Annotated in this window: 18 protein-coding genes and 1 other annotated feature; all 18 genes read left to right on the top strand. The window is 43.1% G+C overall.

The genetic code is table 11. The features are described 5' to 3' along the window. The 18 genes from cysS to rpsG all read left to right on the top strand — a co-directional run bounded on the left by cysS (position 1) and on the right by rpsG (position 17,614). Entirely contained in the window at positions 1-1,398 is a 1,398-nt protein-coding gene (gene cysS / locus D0463_RS00320; protein ID WP_117303890.1) for a cysteine--tRNA ligase, read from the top strand. Positions 1,399-1,401: 3 nt separating this feature from the next. Continuing rightward, positions 1,402-1,815: a Mini-ribonuclease 3 gene (locus D0463_RS00315; RefSeq protein ID WP_117303889.1), complete on the top strand. Its 414-nt coding sequence runs from the start codon at positions 1,402-1,404 to the stop codon at positions 1,813-1,815. 4 nt (positions 1,816-1,819) lie between these two features. Further along, positions 1,820-2,563: a 23S rRNA (guanosine(2251)-2'-O)-methyltransferase RlmB gene (gene rlmB, locus D0463_RS00310; protein ID WP_117303888.1), complete on the top strand. Its 744-nt coding sequence runs from the start codon at positions 1,820-1,822 to the stop codon at positions 2,561-2,563. Positions 2,564-2,567: 4 nt separating this feature from the next. Then, complete coding sequence (locus tag D0463_RS00305) at positions 2,568-3,077, top strand: NYN domain-containing protein (protein WP_117303900.1); 510 nt, start codon at positions 2,568-2,570, stop codon at positions 3,075-3,077. An 89-nt stretch (positions 3,078-3,166) separates the two neighbouring features. Then, positions 3,167-3,799, top strand: coding sequence for an RNA polymerase sporulation sigma factor SigH (gene sigH / locus D0463_RS00300; RefSeq protein WP_483295704.1), 633 nt, complete (start codon positions 3,167-3,169; stop codon positions 3,797-3,799). Between the two features lie 367 nt (positions 3,800-4,166). Then, positions 4,167-4,316, top strand: coding sequence for a 50S ribosomal protein L33 (rpmG, locus tag D0463_RS00295; RefSeq protein WP_117303886.1), 150 nt, complete (start codon positions 4,167-4,169; stop codon positions 4,314-4,316). Positions 4,317-4,374: 58 nt separating this feature from the next. After that, positions 4,375-4,545 (top strand): preprotein translocase subunit SecE, encoded by a 171-nt coding sequence (gene secE / locus D0463_RS00290; protein WP_117303899.1) that lies wholly within the window; start codon positions 4,375-4,377, stop codon positions 4,543-4,545. 218 nt (positions 4,546-4,763) lie between these two features. Next, complete coding sequence (gene nusG, locus D0463_RS00285) at positions 4,764-5,297, top strand: transcription termination/antitermination protein NusG (RefSeq protein WP_117303885.1); 534 nt, start codon at positions 4,764-4,766, stop codon at positions 5,295-5,297. Positions 5,298-5,473: 176 nt separating this feature from the next. After that, a complete protein-coding gene (gene rplK / locus D0463_RS00280) occupies positions 5,474-5,899 on the top strand; it encodes a 50S ribosomal protein L11 (RefSeq protein WP_143253473.1) in 426 nt (141 codons plus the stop codon). A gap of 99 nt (positions 5,900-5,998) precedes the next feature. Next, positions 5,999-6,688 (top strand): 50S ribosomal protein L1, encoded by a 690-nt coding sequence (gene rplA / locus D0463_RS00275; protein WP_117303883.1) that lies wholly within the window; start codon positions 5,999-6,001, stop codon positions 6,686-6,688. A 53-nt stretch (positions 6,689-6,741) separates the two neighbouring features. Next, positions 6,742-6,891 (top strand) — a sequence feature (ribosomal protein L10 leader region). A 37-nt stretch (positions 6,892-6,928) separates the two neighbouring features. Further along, positions 6,929-7,429: a 50S ribosomal protein L10 gene (gene rplJ / locus D0463_RS00270; protein WP_117303882.1), complete on the top strand. Its 501-nt coding sequence runs from the start codon at positions 6,929-6,931 to the stop codon at positions 7,427-7,429. Between the two features lie 63 nt (positions 7,430-7,492). Continuing rightward, the gene (gene rplL / locus D0463_RS00265) at positions 7,493-7,858 is read left to right on the top strand and encodes a 50S ribosomal protein L7/L12 (RefSeq protein WP_117303881.1); all 366 of its coding nucleotides are present in this window, start codon (positions 7,493-7,495) and stop codon (positions 7,856-7,858) included. Between the two features lie 137 nt (positions 7,859-7,995). After that, entirely contained in the window at positions 7,996-8,601 is a 606-nt protein-coding gene (locus D0463_RS00260; protein WP_117303880.1) for a class I SAM-dependent methyltransferase, read from the top strand. Between the two features lie 242 nt (positions 8,602-8,843). Continuing rightward, the gene (rpoB, locus tag D0463_RS00255; protein WP_117303879.1) at positions 8,844-12,425 is read left to right on the top strand and encodes a DNA-directed RNA polymerase subunit beta; all 3,582 of its coding nucleotides are present in this window, start codon (positions 8,844-8,846) and stop codon (positions 12,423-12,425) included. 142 nt (positions 12,426-12,567) lie between these two features. Continuing rightward, a complete protein-coding gene (gene rpoC, locus D0463_RS00250; RefSeq protein WP_117303878.1) occupies positions 12,568-16,167 on the top strand; it encodes a DNA-directed RNA polymerase subunit beta' in 3,600 nt (1,199 codons plus the stop codon). Positions 16,168-16,328: 161 nt separating this feature from the next. Then, positions 16,329-16,577, top strand: a complete 249-nt coding sequence (locus D0463_RS00245) for a 50S ribosomal protein L7ae-like protein (protein WP_117303877.1) — start codon at positions 16,329-16,331, stop codon at positions 16,575-16,577. A 101-nt stretch (positions 16,578-16,678) separates the two neighbouring features. Continuing rightward, a complete protein-coding gene (gene rpsL, locus D0463_RS00240) occupies positions 16,679-17,101 on the top strand; it encodes a 30S ribosomal protein S12 (RefSeq protein ID WP_117303876.1) in 423 nt (140 codons plus the stop codon). 42 nt (positions 17,102-17,143) lie between these two features. Beyond that, entirely contained in the window at positions 17,144-17,614 is a 471-nt protein-coding gene (rpsG, locus tag D0463_RS00235; RefSeq protein WP_117303875.1) for a 30S ribosomal protein S7, read from the top strand. Positions 17,615-17,660: the final 46 nt, after the last annotated feature.

The raw sequence follows: 17,660 nt of genomic DNA, 5'->3' as shown, positions 1-17,660 counted from the left end.
ATGGCGATAAAAATCTACAATACATTAACAAGGCAAAAGGAAGAATTTAAGCCATTAGAAGCTGGAAAGGTCAAAATGTATGTATGCGGCCCGACGGTTTATAACTATATCCATATCGGAAATGGCCGGCCGCCAATCGTATTTGACACGGTACGCAGGTATTTCAGCTACCGTGGCTATGATGTGCAGTATGTTTCGAACTTCACGGATGTGGACGACAAGCTGATCCGCGCAGCTAAAGCGCTGGGGGAAGATGTCCCCACCGTTTCAGACCGCTTTATTAAAGCTTACCATGAAGATGTTTCCGCGCTCGGCTGCCAAAAAGCGGATGTCCATCCGCGTGTTATGGAAAATATGGATATCATTATCGAGTTTATTGAAACACTGATTGAAAAAGGCTTTGCTTATGAATCAGAAGGGGACGTGTATTACCGGACGCGTAAATTTGATACGTATGGGAAATTATCTCATCAATCGATCGATGAATTGCGGATCGGCGCCCGGATTGAAGTCGGTGAAAAGAAACAGGATGCTCTTGATTTTGCCGTATGGAAAGCGGCCAAAGAGGGCGAGATATCATGGGAAAGTCCATGGGGCAAGGGCCGCCCGGGCTGGCATATCGAATGCTCGGCAATGGTACGAAAATATCTTGGCGACACGATTGATATTCACGCAGGCGGACAGGATTTGGCTTTTCCGCATCACGAAAATGAAATCGCCCAATCGGAAGCTCTGACAGGCAAACCTTTTGCGAACTATTGGATGCATAATGGGTATATAAATATCGATAATGAAAAGATGTCCAAATCATTGGGTAACTTTGTACTGGTACATGACATCATTCAGAAGCATGACCCGCAGGTATTGCGCTTTTTTATGCTATCCGTCCATTACCGTCATCCGATTAACTATAGTGAAGAGCTCCTTGAAAATATGAAAGCCTCCTTGGACCGGCTAAAAACATCTTACCAAAACCTGAAGCACCGGATCGACTCAAGCGATGGCTTAACGGAAAACAACCAAGAATGGCTGGATAAAATCAACAGAATCCACAAAGAATTTATTCAAGAAATGGATGACGACTTCAATACAGCGAATGCCATCTCTGTTTTATTTGAACTATCAAAGCAGGCAAACTATTACTTAATGGAAAAGAATACAGACAAGAAAGTCATTCAAGCTTTCATGGATGAATTTAAAGATTTGTTTCAGGTACTAGGCTTATCATTGGAAGAGGAAGCGTTGCTTGATGAGGAAATCGAGGATTTGATCCAGCAGCGGATACAGGCCCGTAAAGATCGGGATTTCCTGCTTTCTGATGATATTCGCGACCGTCTTAAAGACATGAATATTATTCTTGAAGACACACCGCAAGGTACAAGATGGAAAAGAGGATAAGCTATGCTTCCTTATCAGGATAAAATTGACGAAAAAATTCTGGGGAGCCTCGCCCTTGCTTACATGGGCGATGCTGTCTATGAAACGTACATCAGGCATCATCTTATTCAAAAGGGGGCTGTTAAGCCGAACCTTCTGCATAAAGAAGCCACGAATTTTGTTTCCGCGAAAGCCCAAAGCAAAGTGATTCATTATTTGCTTGAGAATGAAAAGTTAACGGAAGAGGAACTGGCAGTCGTACGCAGAGGAAGAAACGCAAAATCGGGAACGGTTCCAAAAAACACGGATGTACAAACATATCGGTATGGTACCGCTTTTGAGGCGTTGATTGGATACCTTTATTTGGCGGAACAACAGGAACGGCTTGAAGAAATCATTATTCAATCGATCCAATTTATTGAAAAAGAAGGGGGATGAGCCCATGAGCGAAGAATACATCATTGGAAGAAACCCGGTGTTGGAGGCCTTGCGGTCGGAACGGGAAATCAATAAAATCTTGATTGCTGAAGGTTCCCAAAAAGGGCAGATGCAGCAAATCATCGGTCTCGCAAAGGAAAGACAGGTTTTGCTGCAATTCGTTCCGAAGAAAAAAATCGACCAAATGTCTGATGGGAACCATCAAGGTGTCATTGCGCAAGTAGCTGCTTATGCATACGCTGAATTGGATGACCTATTCGCGCGTGCTGAAGAAAGAAACGAAGCTCCCTTCTTTCTTTTGTTGGACGAGATAGAAGACCCGCATAATCTGGGTTCGATTATGAGAACGGCTGATGCAGCAGGGGTGCATGGAATCATTATTCCGAAGCGCCGAGCGGTTGGCTTGACGGCAACAGTGGCGAAACTGTCTACCGGCGCAATCGAGTACATACCTGTCGTGCGTGTAACGAATATGGCAAGAGCCATTGAAGAAATTAAGGAACGCGGTGTTTGGATCGTCGGAACGGATGCGAAAGGAAGCGATGATTACCGCAGCATGGATGGCGGAATGTCGATTGGCCTCGTGATCGGAAGTGAAGGAAAAGGTATGGGCAGGCTGATAAAAGATAAATGTGATTTTCTGATACGCTTGCCGATGGCTGGGAAGGTCACCTCCTTAAATGCATCCGTCGCAGCCGGGCTATTGATGTATGAGGTTTATCGCAAAAGACACCCGCTAGGGGAATAAGATGATGAACATTCTGTTGGTGGATGGTTACAACATCATTGGCGCATGGCCGGAACTGAGAGAATTAAAGGATCGGGATCTTTCGGCAGCCAGGGACCGCTTAATTGAACGGATGGCTGAATACCAGGCGTTTACTGGATTTCGGGTCATCATTGTGTTTGATGCTCATTTCGTCCAGGGAATTCAGCGCAAATACGAAAATTATAAGATCGAAATAATTTTTACGAAAGAAAATGAAACAGCGGATGAACGAATTGAAAAACTGGCAAGCGACTTAAATAATATCAAAACGCAAGTTCATGTGGCCACCTCCGATTACACGGAGCAATGGGTGATTTTTGGCCAGGGAGCGTTACGGAAATCTGCGCGCGAGCTTCTGAATGAAATGAACCACATCGATAGGGAGATCGAAAAAAACGTAAAAAAAACGACGAAAAAAAAGCCCGCCACCAAAATTGACCTGACTGATGAAATGGCTGAAATTTTTGAAAAATGGCGCCGAGGACAATTTTGAGCTGTTGACGTCTAAAAATTTTCTACTGTATAATATTTCTATCTATACGTGTACGGTCGGGGGGATATAACATGGGTTTCAACTTCGGAATGAAACTGAACGACAAGTACTTGCAGTTAGAAGATGATGGACTGGTGGACTTAGTGCACAAAGGTGACACCGAGGCATTGGACTATTTAATCCATAAATATCGCAATTTTGTGAGAGCGAAAGCGCGTACTTATTTCCTGATCGGCGCTGACAAGGAAGATATCGTTCAGGAAGGCATGATTGGCCTTTACAAAGCTATCCGTGATTTTAAAGGGGACAAGCTTTCTTCCTTCAAGGCCTTTGCCGAGCTTTGTATCACCAGGCAAATCATTACGGCTATCAAGACAGCCACAAGGCAAAAACATATCCCTCTTAATTCTTATGTCTCTCTGGACAAGCCCATATACGATGAAGAATCGGACAGGACGTTGATGGATGTGATTTCAGGCGCGAAAATACTCGATCCGGAAGCGCTGATCATCAACCAGGAAGAGTTCGATGATATTGAATTGAAGATGGCAGAGCTATTGAGTGATCTCGAGCGAAAAGTTCTCGCCTTATACCTTGACGGACAGTCGTATCAGGAAATTTCCGCTGAGTTGAACCGTCATGTAAAATCGATCGATAATGCCCTGCAGCGTGTAAAAAGAAAACTGGAGCGCTATCTGGAAGTTAGAGAGATTACCCAGTAACCGGGGAGCTTCCGCTTGTCTATTAGTTAAAGTTACCCTTTTTTTAATTTTGACAGATGTCTAGCTGCAGCGCCCAGTCTCGACGCACAGGACGTGCTAATGCCGACGTTTCCCACAGGACGTGGCGAACTTAGCCTTCGTTCTTTCTAGTGATTAGAGTTACTGTTTAAATTTTGATAGGTGTTCTAGCTGCAGCGCCCAGCCCCTCGGGGTCATAAGTCACCCCACTACGGAAATCAGGATTTCCTGCGTGGTGCGCCTTATGCCTGTCGGGGCTGACCAGGGCGCTTCCGCTTTTCTTATGATTGACAATAAAAGTAAGCCGTGATAAAGTTTGAAGGGCGTACGAAAGTGGCAGGTGTATAATATGAGGAAGAAGATTATTTTGGCTTGCACAGACTGCGGTTCAAGAAACTACAGTTCTGAAAGCAATAAGGATTCTCGTGCGGAACGCCTTGAGATCAAGAAATTTTGCAGTACGTGTAACGCCCATACTATGCATAAAGAAACCAAGTAATTCTATAATAGAAGATTTGCAGAAGCTATCCATAAAGCAGTTGGAGGTTACATTCATGATGGACTTTTTCCGTGGCGTAGTCCGCGAGATGAAAAAAGTAAGCTGGCCGAAAAGAAAAGAGCTTACAAGGTATACGATTATCGTTGTCACAACCGTTGCCTTTATGGCTGTCTTTTTTGCGGTCATAGATTTAGGCATTTCTGAATTAATTCGATTAGTTCTTGAATAAGAGATTCGAAAATAAGGTATAATGGTGATAGAATAATAAGTAACACAACCGAAGGCCCGGAAACGGGTTTTTTAATTTGTCTTTTTTGGGTGTGCCAATATCTAGGGAATGTGTCTGCAGCAAATAATGATTATCAAGCCGTTTGAAAATAACAGCTCGGGTAAAGCCTCACAAAAAGAAAAAGTGCGGGGAGGGAAGGACTTTTAGGGTCCTAACAGATGGAGAAAAATTGGTATGTCGTTCATACTTATTCAGGCTATGAAAATAAGGTGAAAACAAATCTGGAAAAACGTGTGGAAACAATGGGTATGCAAGATAAAATTTTTCGCGTTGTCGTCCCGGAAGAAGAAGAAACAGAAATGAAAGACGGCAAAAAGAAAGTAACGAAAAAGAAAGTATTTCCTGGATATGTGCTCGTAGAAATCATTATGACTGATGATTCCTGGTATGTTGTCCGTAATACACCAGGTGTAACCGGGTTTGTCGGTTCAGCTGGTTCTGGTTCCAAGCCGACAGCGCTTCTTCCTGATGAAGTGGAAATGGTGCTTAAACGCATGGGCATGGATGAGAAGAGGGTTGAAGTAGACTTTATTCTCGGAGATACGGTACAAGTCAAAGAGGGCCCATTCGCAAACTTTACGGGGTCTGTTGAAGAACTCGATATAGATAAGAGCAAGATTAAAGTCTTGGTTAATATGTTTGGACGGGATACGCCGGTTGAGCTGGACTTCAGCCAGGTGGAAAAAATATAATCCGAAATAACTTGATATTGAGTTCAATAAATGTTAATATTTCAAAGGTCAGTATGTCTCCAGACAGAGACCTGAACGATTATGCAAAATTCTTTATTTAATATATAAAGAATCAAGATGAGTGGGAGGGTTCCAAGCCCTATTACCACATCACGGACGATAAGGAGGTGTGTCTCGTGGCTAAAAAAGTAATTAAAATGGTTAAGCTGCAAATTCCTGCTGGTAAAGCTAATCCGGCGCCACCTGTTGGGCCTGCTTTAGGTCAAGCTGGTGTAAACATCATGGGATTCTGTAAGGAGTTTAACGCTCGTACAGCGGATCAAGCTGGTCTGATTATTCCTGTTGAAATCACGGTATTTGAAGACCGTTCATTTACATTCATTACAAAAACTCCGCCTGCTGCAGTATTGCTTAAGAAAGCAGCTGGTATCGAGTCTGGTTCCGGTGAACCTAACCGTAAAAAAGTTGCTACAGTCAAGCGTGATAAAGTACGCGAGATTGCTGAAACGAAGATGCCTGACCTGAATGCTGCAAACGTTGAGTCTGCAATTCGCATGGTTGAAGGTACTGCACGCAGCATGGGAATCGTTATCGAAGACTAATGTTTGCGAAAGCTTCACGTTCTTACGGGGTTGCGTTTATCGCAACCTTTATTCGTGGGAGGTTATTCCGCTAAAACCACAATATAGGAGGATTTAAACATGGCTAAAAAAGGTAAAAAGTATCTTGAAGCTGTTAAGCTTGTAGATAGTTCAAAAGCATATAATGTAACAGAAGCTATCGATCTTGCTAAAAAAACAAACTTTGCAAAATTTGATGCGACTGTTGAAGTTGCTTTCCGTTTGGGTATCGACCCTAAGAAAGCTGACCAGCAAATCCGCGGGGCTGTTGTACTTCCAAACGGAACTGGTAAAACTCAACGCGTATTAGTATTTGCTAAAGGTGAAAAAGCAAAAGAAGCGGAAGCTGCCGGCGCTGATTATGTTGGCGATTCTGAATACATCAACAAAATCCAGCAAGGCTGGTTTGATTTCGATGTAATTGTTGCTACTCCAGATATGATGGGTGAAGTTGGTAAGCTTGGACGTGTGTTAGGTCCTAAAGGTTTAATGCCAAACCCTAAAACCGGTACTGTTTCATTTGATGTTACGAAAGCTGTTAATGAAATCAAAGCGGGTAAAGTTGAATACCGCGCTGATAAAGCTGGTATCATCCATGTTCCTATCGGTAAAGTATCTTTCGAAGACAACAAGTTAGTTGAAAACTTGGCAACTATTTATGAAACTCTCATGAAAGCTAAACCGGCGGCTGCAAAAGGTACTTACATGAAAACTGTTTCTGTAACTACTACAATGGGCCCTGGCGTGAAAGTGGATGCCTCTTCTTTCTAAAACAAGTTGACATTACAAAAAGATTATTGTTATAATCAGTTTTGTTGTAATAAAAATGAATAATATTTGTGCCGTAGACAGTAGGTGCTCTCATATAGAGCTTAATTTCCTGCCGAGGTAATTCGATAAAAATAGCACCTGCTATTATTTATGTAATTACTGCCTTCATGTCTCCGGGATATGAAGGCTTTTTGTTTGACGGTATAAATGTTTTTCAAGAAATCTATAGGAGGTGTAAGGATGAGCAGCGTTATCGAACAAAAGAAACAAATCGTTGATGAGATTTCTGATAAGTTTAAATCAGCGCAAACAGCTGTAGTTGTTGATTACCGTGGTTTAACAGTTGCTGAAGTAACTGAACTTCGTAAACAGCTTCGTGACGCAGGCATTGAGTTCAAAGTATACAAGAACACTTTGACCCGCCGTGCTGTTGAAGCTGCTGAACTTTCTGGATTAAACGAATCTCTGACTGGTCCAAACGCAATCGCATTCTCTAACGAAGATGTTGTTGCTCCGGCGAAAATCCTTAATGATTTCGCGAAAAAGAATGAAGCATTAGAAATCAAAGCTGGAGTTATTGAAGGAAATGTCGCATCAGCTGATGAAATCAAAGCTCTTGCAGAACTACCTTCACGCGAAGGTTTGCTATCTATGCTACTTTCTGTGCTACAAGCACCGATCCGCAACCTTGCTCTTGCTACAAAAGCAGTTGCCGACCAAAAAGAAGAGCAAGGCGCGTAAGTTAATCATTAACTTGCAACTACAAATTTAAAAAAACCATAACCTTTAAGGAGGAAATATAAAATGACTAAAGAACAAATCATTGAAGCAGTTAAATCTATGACTGTTTTAGAACTGAATGACCTTGTAAAAGCAATCGAAGAAGAATTTGGCGTAACTGCTGCTGCGCCTGTAGCAATGGCTGGTGGAGCTGCTGCTGGCGGAGCTGCTGAAGAACAAACTGAATTTGATGTTATTCTTGCATCTGCAGGCGACCAAAAAATCAAAGTTATCAAAGTTGTACGTGAAATCTCTGGTCTTGGACTTAAAGAAGCAAAAGAACTTGTTGACAACGCTCCAAAAGCACTAAAAGAGGGCATTGCTAAAGAAGAAGCTGAAGAAATCAAAGCTAAGCTTGAAGAAGTTGGAGCTGGCGTTGAAGTTAAGTAATGCTGCATAAGGAAGAAGCTCGCTGTAACTAGCGGGCTTTTTTTCGCCTATAAAATTCAGGAAGTTGTTCCTGCTTCTTCAAATATCTTCTCTCTTTAACTCTTCAATTTACCCTTTTCTGATAGGAGGAGAGGACTCTGACAGAACATTATTACTCACAGAAGCCTGATGTAGCCAGCAACCCTAAATTTTGGGACTTTACATTAAGGGGACGCGCCTTTCGCTTTAAAAGTGATAGTGGTGTTTTCTCGAAAAATGAAGTTGATTTCGGCTCCCGTCTTTTAATAGAAGCATTTCATTTGAACAAAGAAACAGAAGGGAGCATACTGGATGTAGGCTGCGGGTATGGCCCGATCGGACTTTCGATTGCTGCATCTTATCCTGAAGTTACAGTTGAGATGACCGATATTAACAGCAGGGCGGTTGAACTTGCGAAGGAGAACGCAAACACGAATGGGATTTCCAATGTCGTCATTTATGAAAGCGACCGATTCGATCGGATTAACTCCGAACAATTTGCCGCCATTCTCACTAACCCTCCGATCCGCGCTGGTAAAAAAGTAGTACAAGAGATTTTTGAGCATAGTTATGAGAGACTAAACTCCGGGGGAGAGCTCTGGGTTGTTATCCAGAAAAAACAGGGAGCCCCTTCAGCGATGGAGAAATTAGATGAGCTGTTTGGTAATGTAGAAACTGTGCAAAAGAAAAAAGGCTACTATATTCTAAAATCTAAAAAAGATTGACTCTGATTTTTTGCTATGTTAGTATTATATAATGCATATATATAATTTTCTGTAATTCTGCATTTTTATACAATTATTGTATGGAAAGTGGATAATATGGAAAAAATATATAAAATAATAGTTCGATTTATGTGAAATAGTGGTTTTTAAAATAAAAACCATTTTATTTTTGTCTTTAGAAAACGAATCTGTTTTCTATGGGCAATAGATCTTTATAACGCTTGATTTGAGGGGTGAATCAGTTGACAGGTCAACTTGTTCAGTATGGACGACACCGCCAACGCCGAAGTTATGCACGAATTAGCGAGGTTTTAGAGTTACCGAATCTCATCGAAATCCAAACTGCTTCCTATCAATGGTTTCTTGATGAAGGGTTAAGAGAAATGTTCCAGGACATCTCTCCGATTGAGGATTTCACTGGTAATTTGTCGCTTGAATTTATTGACTACAGCCTTGGAGAACCAAAATACTCCGTGGAGGAATCAAAAGAGCGCGACGTTACTTATTCTGCTCCGCTTCGTGTAAAGGTACGTCTTGTTAACAAAGAAACAGGGGAAGTAAAAGACCAGGATGTATTCATGGGCGATTTCCCTCTTATGTCTGAAACAGGTACATTTATCATCAATGGTGCAGAACGTGTTATTGTATCTCAGTTAGTGCGCTCGCCAAGTGTTTACTACAGTGGAAAAATGGATAAGAACGGAAAACGTGGTTATACGGCAACCGTTATTCCGAATCGCGGAGCATGGCTTGAATATGAAACGGATGCCAAGGATGTTGTGTATGTAAGAATTGATCGTACACGAAAACTTCCGGTGACGGTACTGCTTCGTGCACTTGGATTTGGATCCGAACAAGAGATTATCGACTTGATTGGCGATAATGAATATATTCGAAACACCCTTGAAAAAGACAATACCGAAAGTGTCGAAAAAGCATTGCTGGAGATTTATGAGCGCCTTCGCCCGGGGGAACCCCCTACTGTCGAAAACGCCAAGAGTCTCTTGGTTTCCCGCTTTTTCGATCCGAAACGCTATGATTTAGCTAACGTTGGACGTTACAAAATCAATAAAAAGCTTCATATTAAGAACCGTTTGTTCGGACAGCGTATCGCTGAAACGTTGGTTGACCCCGAAACAGGTGAGATCATCGTTGAAAAAGGCACGCTTCTGGACCGCCGCACATTAGATAAAATCATTCCTAATCTCGAAGCGGGCATTGGATTTAAATCCTATCAGCCGGTTGGCGGTGTAGTAGCAGAAGAAGCTTTGTTGCAAACAATTAAAATATATGCACCAAACGATCCAGATGGAGAAAAAGTGATCAACGTAATCGGAAATGCTTATGTTTCCGATCAGGTGAAGAATATTACACCTGCTGATATCATTTCTTCGATTAGTTATTTCTTTAACCTGTTGCATACCGTCGGAGACACAGACGATATCGATCACTTAGGTAACCGTCGTCTTCGTTCAGTTGGCGAATTGCTGCAAAATCAATTTAGAATTGGTTTATCCCGTATGGAACGCGTTGTCCGTGAAAGAATGTCCATTCAGGACACAAACACGATCACGCCTCAGCAATTAATCAATATACGTCCGGTAATCGCTTCGATTAAAGAATTCTTTGGAAGCTCTCAGCTGTCACAATTCATGGACCAAACGAACCCGCTTGCGGAATTAACGCATAAACGCCGTCTATCCGCATTAGGACCTGGTGGTTTGACTCGTGAGCGTGCAGGCTTTGAAGTGCGTGACGTTCACTACTCCCACTACGGGCGTATGTGTCCAATTGAAACACCTGAGGGACCAAACATCGGTTTAATTAACTCTTTATCGAGCTTTGCGAAAGTAAACCGCTTCGGTTTTATCGAAACTCCATATCGCCGGGTTGATCCGGATACTGGTAAGATCACAAACCGCATCGATTATTTAACTGCCGATGAAGAAGATAACTATGTAGTTGCCCAGGCAAACGTTCGTCTTTCAGATGACGGATCATTCCTTGATGACGATATTGTAGCCCGTTTCCGTGGTGAAAATACGGTTGTTCCAAGAGACCGCGTCGATTATATGGACGTTTCTCCTAAACAGGTTGTATCAGCAGCGACTGCCTGTATCCCGTTCTTGGAAAACGATGACTCTAACCGTGCGTTGATGGGTGCGAACATGCAACGTCAAGCTGTTCCGTTAATGCAGCCTGAGGCACCTCGTGTAGGCACAGGTATGGAGTACGTTTCGGCAAAAGATTCCGGAGCTGCGGTAATCTGTAAGCATGAAGGAATTGTCGAACACGTAGAAGCACGCGAAGTATGGGTGCGACGCGTTTCTGAAGTCGACGGAAAAGAAGTTCAAGGTAACCTGGATAAATACCGGATGCAGAAATTTATTCGTTCCAACCAGGGAACTTGCTATAACCAGCGCCCGATTGTGGAAGTTGGGAACAGGGTTGTCAAAGGAGAAATTCTTGCTGACGGTCCATCCATGGAAAAAGGCGAATTGGCGCTTGGTCGTAATGTGCTAGTCGCATTCATGACATGGGATGGCTATAACTATGAAGATGCCATTATCATGAGTGAACGTCTTGTGAAAGATGATGTGTATACTTCAATCCATATTGAAGAATATGAATCAGAATCACGTGATACAAAGCTTGGACCTGAAGAGATCACCCGTGATATTCCAAACGTTGGAGAAGATGCATTACGCAATCTTGATGAACGTGGAATTATCCGCATCGGTGCTGAAGTGAAAGACGGGGATCTGTTAGTAGGGAAGGTCACTCCTAAAGGGGTAACAGAACTTACGGCTGAAGAACGTCTTTTACATGCAATCTTCGGAGAAAAAGCCCGTGAAGTGCGGGATACATCCCTTCGCGTCCCTCATGGAGGCGGCGGAATTGTTCACGATGTGAAAGTTTTCAACCGCGAGGATGGCGATGAGCTTCCACCGGGAGTTAATCAGCTTGTACGCGTTTATATCGTTCAAAAACGCAAAATCCATGAAGGCGATAAGATGGCAGGCCGACACGGGAACAAAGGTGTTATCTCGCGGATCCTTCCAGAAGAAGATATGCCATACTTACCTGACGGAACGCCAGTAGATATCATGTTGAATCCACTTGGTGTACCATCCCGTATGAACATCGGGCAAGTATTGGAGCTCCATCTTGGGATGGCAGCGCGTGCGCTTAACATCCACGTGGCATCACCAGTATTTGACGGTGCCCGTGAAGAAGATGTTTGGTCTACGATTGAAGAAGCAGGAATGGCGCGCGATGCCAAGACTGTCCTTTATGACGGCCGTACAGGAGAACCATTTGATAATAGAGTATCCGTTGGTGTCATGTATATGATCAAGCTAGCTCACATGGTTGACGATAAGCTCCATGCCCGTTCAACCGGACCTTACTCTCTTGTTACGCAGCAGCCTCTTGGCGGTAAAGCGCAATTCGGCGGCCAGCGTTTCGGTGAGATGGAAGTTTGGGCACTTGAAGCGTATGGTGCCGCTTATACTCTACAAGAGATTCTTACTGTTAAGTCCGATGACGTTGTTGGGCGTGTTAAAACATACGAAGCTATTGTTAAGGGTGAAAATGTCCCTGAACCGGGAGTACCTGAATCATTCAAAGTATTGATTAAAGAACTTCAAAGCTTAGGTATGGACGTCAAAATCCTTTCCGCTGATGATCGCGAGATTGAAATGCGCGACTTGGAGGACGAAGAAGAAGACAACCAGCCGGATACATTGACGCTTGAATCTGAAGGGAAAGACATGGTTACCTCTGAAGCAGGGGTAAACACAAACGCATTTACGACTGAGTAACTCTAAAATACAGCTTCTTTACGCTCTAACAGGCAGTGAAATCCTCGCGGGTCAGCTGCCTGTTAGAGTTCTATACATTATGAATGTACATCAAAGTATGCAATAAGGGTAAAACCGGAGATCGGAAAGGGAGGTAGGCCCCTTGATAGACGTTAATAATTTTGAGTATATGAAAATTGGTCTTGCTTCGCCGGACAAGATTCGTTCTTGGTCACACGGAGAAGTGAAAAAGCCGGAAACAATCAATTATCGTACTTTAAAGCCTGAAAAAGATGGCTTGTTCTGTGAGCGGATTTTCGGACCTCAGAAGGACTGGGAATGTCACTGCGGAAAGTATAAGCGTGTTCGTTATAAAGGTGTAGTATGTGACCGATGCGGAGTTGAAGTAACCCGTGCTAAAGTTCGCCGCGAACGCATGGGGCATATTGAATTAGCCGCACCTGTATCACACATCTGGTACTTCAAGGGCATACCGAGCCGTATGGGACTTTTGCTAGACATGTCTCCACGTGCTTTAGAAGAAATTATTTACTTTGCATCTTATGTTGTAACTGAAACCGGTGATACTTCTTTAGAAAAGAAGCAGCTGCTTTCTGAAAAAGAATATCGTGCATACCGCGATAAATATGGGAAAAAGTTTCAAGCTGCCATGGGCGCTGAAGCTATCAAAAAGCTTCTCTCGGATATAGATACTGAAAAAGAAGTGGATGCGTTGAAGGAAGAGCTTAAAACTGCTCAAGGTCAACGGAGAACACGTGCTATCAAGCGCTTGGAAGTTTTAGAAGCTTTTCGTAACTCAGGAAATGAGCCGTCTTGGATGATCCTTGACGTGCTGCCGGTTATTCCGCCGGAGCTTCGCCCGATGGTACAGCTTGACGGTGGGCGTTTCGCTACATCCGACTTGAATGACCTGTACCGTCGTGTCATAAACCGGAACAATCGTTTGAAAAGATTGTTAGATCTAGGGGCGCCAAGCATCATCGTCCAAAACGAAAAGCGTATGCTCCAGGAAGCGGTAGATGCCTTGATTGACAATGGCCGCCGTGGCCGTCCTGTTACAGGACCGGGTAACCGTCCATTAAAATCTTTATCGCATATGCTTAAAGGTAAGCAAGGCCGTTTCCGTCAAAACCTTCTTGGTAAGCGTGTTGACTATTCTGGCCGTTCCGTTATCGTTGTAGGACCTAACCTTAAAATGTACCAGTGTGGATTACCTAAGGAGATGGCTATCGAGCTGTTCAAGCCTTTCGTAATGAAAGAGTTGGTTCAAAAAGGATTAGCGCACAACATCAAATCAGCTAAACGCAAAATTGAACGATTACAACCTGAAGTTTGGGATGTGCTTGAATCTGTGATTAAAGAGCATCCGGTACTGCTTAACCGTGCACCAACTCTTCACAGACTCGGTATCCAAGCGTTCGAACCTACATTGGTAGAAGGACGTGCTATCCGTTTGCACCCGTTAGTATGTACTGCGTATAACGCAGATTTCGACGGTGACCAAATGGCCGTTCACGTTCCACTATCTTCTGAAGCTCAGGCTGAAGCCCGTTTGCTTATGCTTGCTGCTCAAAACATCTTGAACCCTAAAGATGGTAAACCGGTAGTAACTCCATCTCAGGATATGGTATTGGGTAACTATTACCTGACCCTTGAAAGAGAAGAAGCAATAGGCGAAGGAATGATCTTCAAGGATACAAACGAAGCATTGATTGCCTATCAAAATGGATATGTTCACTTGCACACACGTGTAGCAGTGCATGCATCTTCATTGAATAATGAAACATTTACCGAAGAACAAAACAATCAGTTACTGCTTACAACTGTAGGTAAATTGATTTTCAATGAAATCTTGCCAAAATCGTTCCCCTACATTAATGAACCTACAAAAACAAATCTTGAAGAGGAAACTCCTAAGAAGTACTTTGTAGAAAAAGGTGCGAACGTTAAAGAGATTATCCCGGCTCAGCCAATCGTTGATCCATTTAAAAAGCAAATTCTTGGTAACATCATTGCAGAAGTATTCAAGAGGTTCAAAATTACTGAAACTTCTAAGATGCTTGACCGCATGAAGGATCTTGGCTTTAGACATTCAACTAAAGCCGGTATTACTGTCGGTGTAGCCGACATTGTCGTTTTAGGCGAAAAACAGCAAATCATTGCAGAAGCACAAACGAAGGTAGATAACGTGTTAAAGCAATTCAGACGCGGTCTGATTACCGAGGATGAGCGCTATGACCGTGTAATCTCCATTTGGAGTGCTGCTAAGGATACCATCCAGTCTAAGTTAATGAAATCACTGGACCGACGCAATCCAATCTTTATGATGAGTGATTCCGGTGCACGTGGTAACGCATCTAACTTTACACAGCTTGCTGGTATGCGTGGTTTGATGGCCAACCCGGCTGGCCGGATTATTGAACTTCCAATCAGATCAAGTTTCCGTGAAGGTTTAACCGTATTAGAGTACTTTATCTCTACTCACGGTGCCCGTAAAGGTCTTGCTGATACAGCTCTTAAAACAGCCGATTCCGGTTATCTTACCCGCCGTCTCGTAGACGTTGCCCAGGATGTTATCGTACGTGATGATGATTGCGGCACGGATCGCGGATTGCTAATTGCGGCGTTAAAAGACGGAACGGAAGTCATTGAACAGCTGGAAGAACGTTTAATCGGCCGTTATGCGAGAAAACCGATCAAACATCCAAAAACAAACGAAGTCATTGTCCCTGAAAATGGATTAATTACGGAGGACCTTGCAGCATATATCGAGGAAAGCGGAGTGGAACAGGTTTGGATCCGTTCAGCGTTTACGTGTAACACCAGCCATGGTGTTTGTAAAAAATGCTACGGCCGTAACCTCGCCACAGGCCAGGAAGTTGAAGTGGGCGAAGCGGTTGGTATCATCGCCGCGCAATCCATCGGTGAACCGGGTACACAGTTAACCATGCGTACATTCCATACCGGCGGTGTTGCAGGAGACGATATCACGCAAGGTCTGCCTCGTATCCAGGAAATCTTTGAAGCAAGAAATCCTAAAGGGCAAGCGATTATTTCTGAAATCGAAGGTACTGTTGTTGGGATTAACGAGATTCGTGATAAGCAGCAGGAAATTGTGGTTCAAGGTGAAGTAGAATCACGTACCTACACTGCTCCTTACACAGCCCGTCTAAAGGTAACTGTAGATTCACGTGTATTGCGCGGTCAGGAATTAACAGAGGGTTCTATCGATCCGAAGGAATTGCTGAAAGTGAAAGATGTATTATCTGTACAAGAATATCTACTGCGTGAGGTGCAAAAGGTATACCGTATGCAAGGGGTAGAAATTGGCGATAAACATATCGAGGTTATGGTAAGACAAATGCTTCGTAAAGTGCGTGTAATTGATGCGGGTGAAACCGATGTACTTCCAGGCACATTGCTTGATATCCATCAGTTTACTCTAGCTAACACTTCTGCTTTATTAGAAGGCAAAATACCAGCAACCGGTCGTCCGATATTACTAGGTATCACCAAGGCGTCTCTTGAAACTGATTCATTCTTGTCTGCGGCATCGTTCCAGGAAACAACAAGGGTCCTTACAGATGCGGCAATCAAAGGCAAGCGCGATGAATTGCTTGGTCTGAAAGAGAATGTTATCATCGGTAAGCTTGTTCCAGCAGGAACTGGTATGCTGCGCTATAGAAAAGCACAGCCTGTTCTCGCGGAAGATCTCAATGAAAAGACAGTAACAGTAGATTAATCTAAAGGCGAGGCTGACTCCTAGGGAGCGGCCTCGCCTTTATATGTTTCATCAGACTTAGTTGATTTTTTTTGAAAGAAAGTTGACATCATGATTTAAAAGATGGTATTATAGCAAAGGTGCTCCTATAATACCCTGTAATAGCTTTGGAGGATATGAACATGTCTTATGAGAAAGTATTGCAGGCAAAGTCAGTGGTTATAGGAACGAAACAAACAGTGAGAGCTCTTAAAAACGGTTTGATCCAAGAGGTAATCATAGCACAGGATGCTGATATTTATCTGACATCCAAAGTTATTGATACCGCTAAAGAGTTTGAGGTTCCAATCACATACGTGGACTCGATGCGAATGCTGGGAAAGGCATGCAGCATTGATGTCGGAGCAGCAACTGTTGCCATTAAAAAGTAAAACTGTTTTTGCGGATCATCCTGCAAAAACTTTGTTTTTGCTCATTTATGAACCACCTGGATGTGTGGGACTAGACTGAAAAAGTGAAGGGAGGAAAAATAATGCCTACTATTAATCAATTAGTGCGTAAAGGACGAGAGTCTAAAGAGGTTAATTCAAAATCTCCAGCGCTAAACAAAGGTTATAACAGCTTTAAGAAAACACAAACGAACGTATCATCTCCACAAAAGCGTGGTGTTTGCACTCGTGTTGGTACAATGACACCGAAGAAGCCGAACTCAGCATTGCGTAAGTATGCGCGTGTGCGTTTGACAAACGGTATCGAGGTAACTGCTTATATTCCGGGTATCGGACACAACCTACAAGAACACAGTGTTGTACTTATCCGCGGCGGACGTGTAAAAGACTTGCCAGGGGTACGTTATCACATCGTTCGTGGTGCACTTGACACTGCTGGAGTAAATGATCGTATGCAAGGCCGTTCTAAATACGGTACAAAACGCCCGAAAGCGGCTAAAAAATAATCTGATAGAAAATAAAAACTCATATTGAAAGGAGGAAAAATAATGCCTCGTAAAGGACCTGTTTCAAAAAGAGACGTATTACCAGATCCGATTTACAATTCTAAGCTTGTGACTCGTCTAATCAACAAATTGATGGTTGACGGACAAAGAGGTAAGTCACAAAAAATTCTTTACTCAGCATTTGATGTAATTTCAGAGCGTACTGGCAAAGATGCGATTGAAACATTTGATCAAGCTCTTAAAAACATCATGCCGGTATTAGAAGTAAAAGCACGTCGTGTAGGTGGTTCAAACTACCAAGTACCAGTTGAGGTGCGCCCAGAACGCCGTACTACTTTAGGTCTTCGCTGGTTAGTAAACTATTCTCGCCTTCGTGGTGAAAAAACGATGGAAGAGCGTTTAGCCAACGAAATCATGGATGCAGCCAATAATACTGGTGCTTCTGTTAAGAAACGTGAAGACACTCATAAAATGGCTGAAGCAAACAAAGCATTTGCTCATTATCGCTGGTAAGATTGATTCTTTCTATAAAATTATACCCATAGATGGAAGGAGAAAG

Origin of the sequence: Bacillus sp. V59.32b (assembly GCF_003429085.1) — a bacterium.
In the GTDB taxonomy this organism is placed as follows: domain Bacteria; phylum Bacillota; class Bacilli; order Bacillales; family DSM-1321; genus Peribacillus.
Note: the sequence above shows the minus strand (reverse complement) of the source record. Positions and strands in the feature narration are given on the sequence as shown.

Excerpts from the sequence above, each read along its gene's own strand:
- rpmG (WP_117303886.1), top strand. The coding sequence starts at position 4,167 with ATGAGGAAGAAGATTATTTTGGCTTGCACAGACTGCGGTTCAAGAAAC.
- D0463_RS00305 (WP_117303900.1), top strand. The coding sequence starts at position 2,568 with ATGAACATTCTGTTGGTGGATGGTTACAACATCATTGGCGCATGGCCG.
- secE (WP_117303899.1), top strand. The coding sequence starts at position 4,375 with ATGGACTTTTTCCGTGGCGTAGTCCGCGAGATGAAAAAAGTAAGCTGG.
- rlmB (WP_117303888.1), top strand. The coding sequence starts at position 1,820 with ATGAGCGAAGAATACATCATTGGAAGAAACCCGGTGTTGGAGGCCTTG.
- rplA (WP_117303883.1), top strand. The coding sequence starts at position 5,999 with ATGGCTAAAAAAGGTAAAAAGTATCTTGAAGCTGTTAAGCTTGTAGAT.
- nusG (WP_117303885.1), top strand. The coding sequence starts at position 4,764 with ATGGAGAAAAATTGGTATGTCGTTCATACTTATTCAGGCTATGAAAAT.
- D0463_RS00245 (WP_117303877.1), top strand. The coding sequence starts at position 16,329 with ATGTCTTATGAGAAAGTATTGCAGGCAAAGTCAGTGGTTATAGGAACG.
- rpsL (WP_117303876.1), top strand. The coding sequence starts at position 16,679 with ATGCCTACTATTAATCAATTAGTGCGTAAAGGACGAGAGTCTAAAGAG.
- rplJ (WP_117303882.1), top strand. The coding sequence starts at position 6,929 with ATGAGCAGCGTTATCGAACAAAAGAAACAAATCGTTGATGAGATTTCT.
- D0463_RS00315 (WP_117303889.1), top strand. The coding sequence starts at position 1,402 with ATGCTTCCTTATCAGGATAAAATTGACGAAAAAATTCTGGGGAGCCTC.
- cysS (WP_117303890.1), top strand. The coding sequence starts at position 1 with ATGGCGATAAAAATCTACAATACATTAACAAGGCAAAAGGAAGAATTT.
- rpsG (WP_117303875.1), top strand. The coding sequence starts at position 17,144 with ATGCCTCGTAAAGGACCTGTTTCAAAAAGAGACGTATTACCAGATCCG.
- rplL (WP_117303881.1), top strand. The coding sequence starts at position 7,493 with ATGACTAAAGAACAAATCATTGAAGCAGTTAAATCTATGACTGTTTTA.
- sigH (WP_483295704.1), top strand. The coding sequence starts at position 3,167 with ATGAAACTGAACGACAAGTACTTGCAGTTAGAAGATGATGGACTGGTG.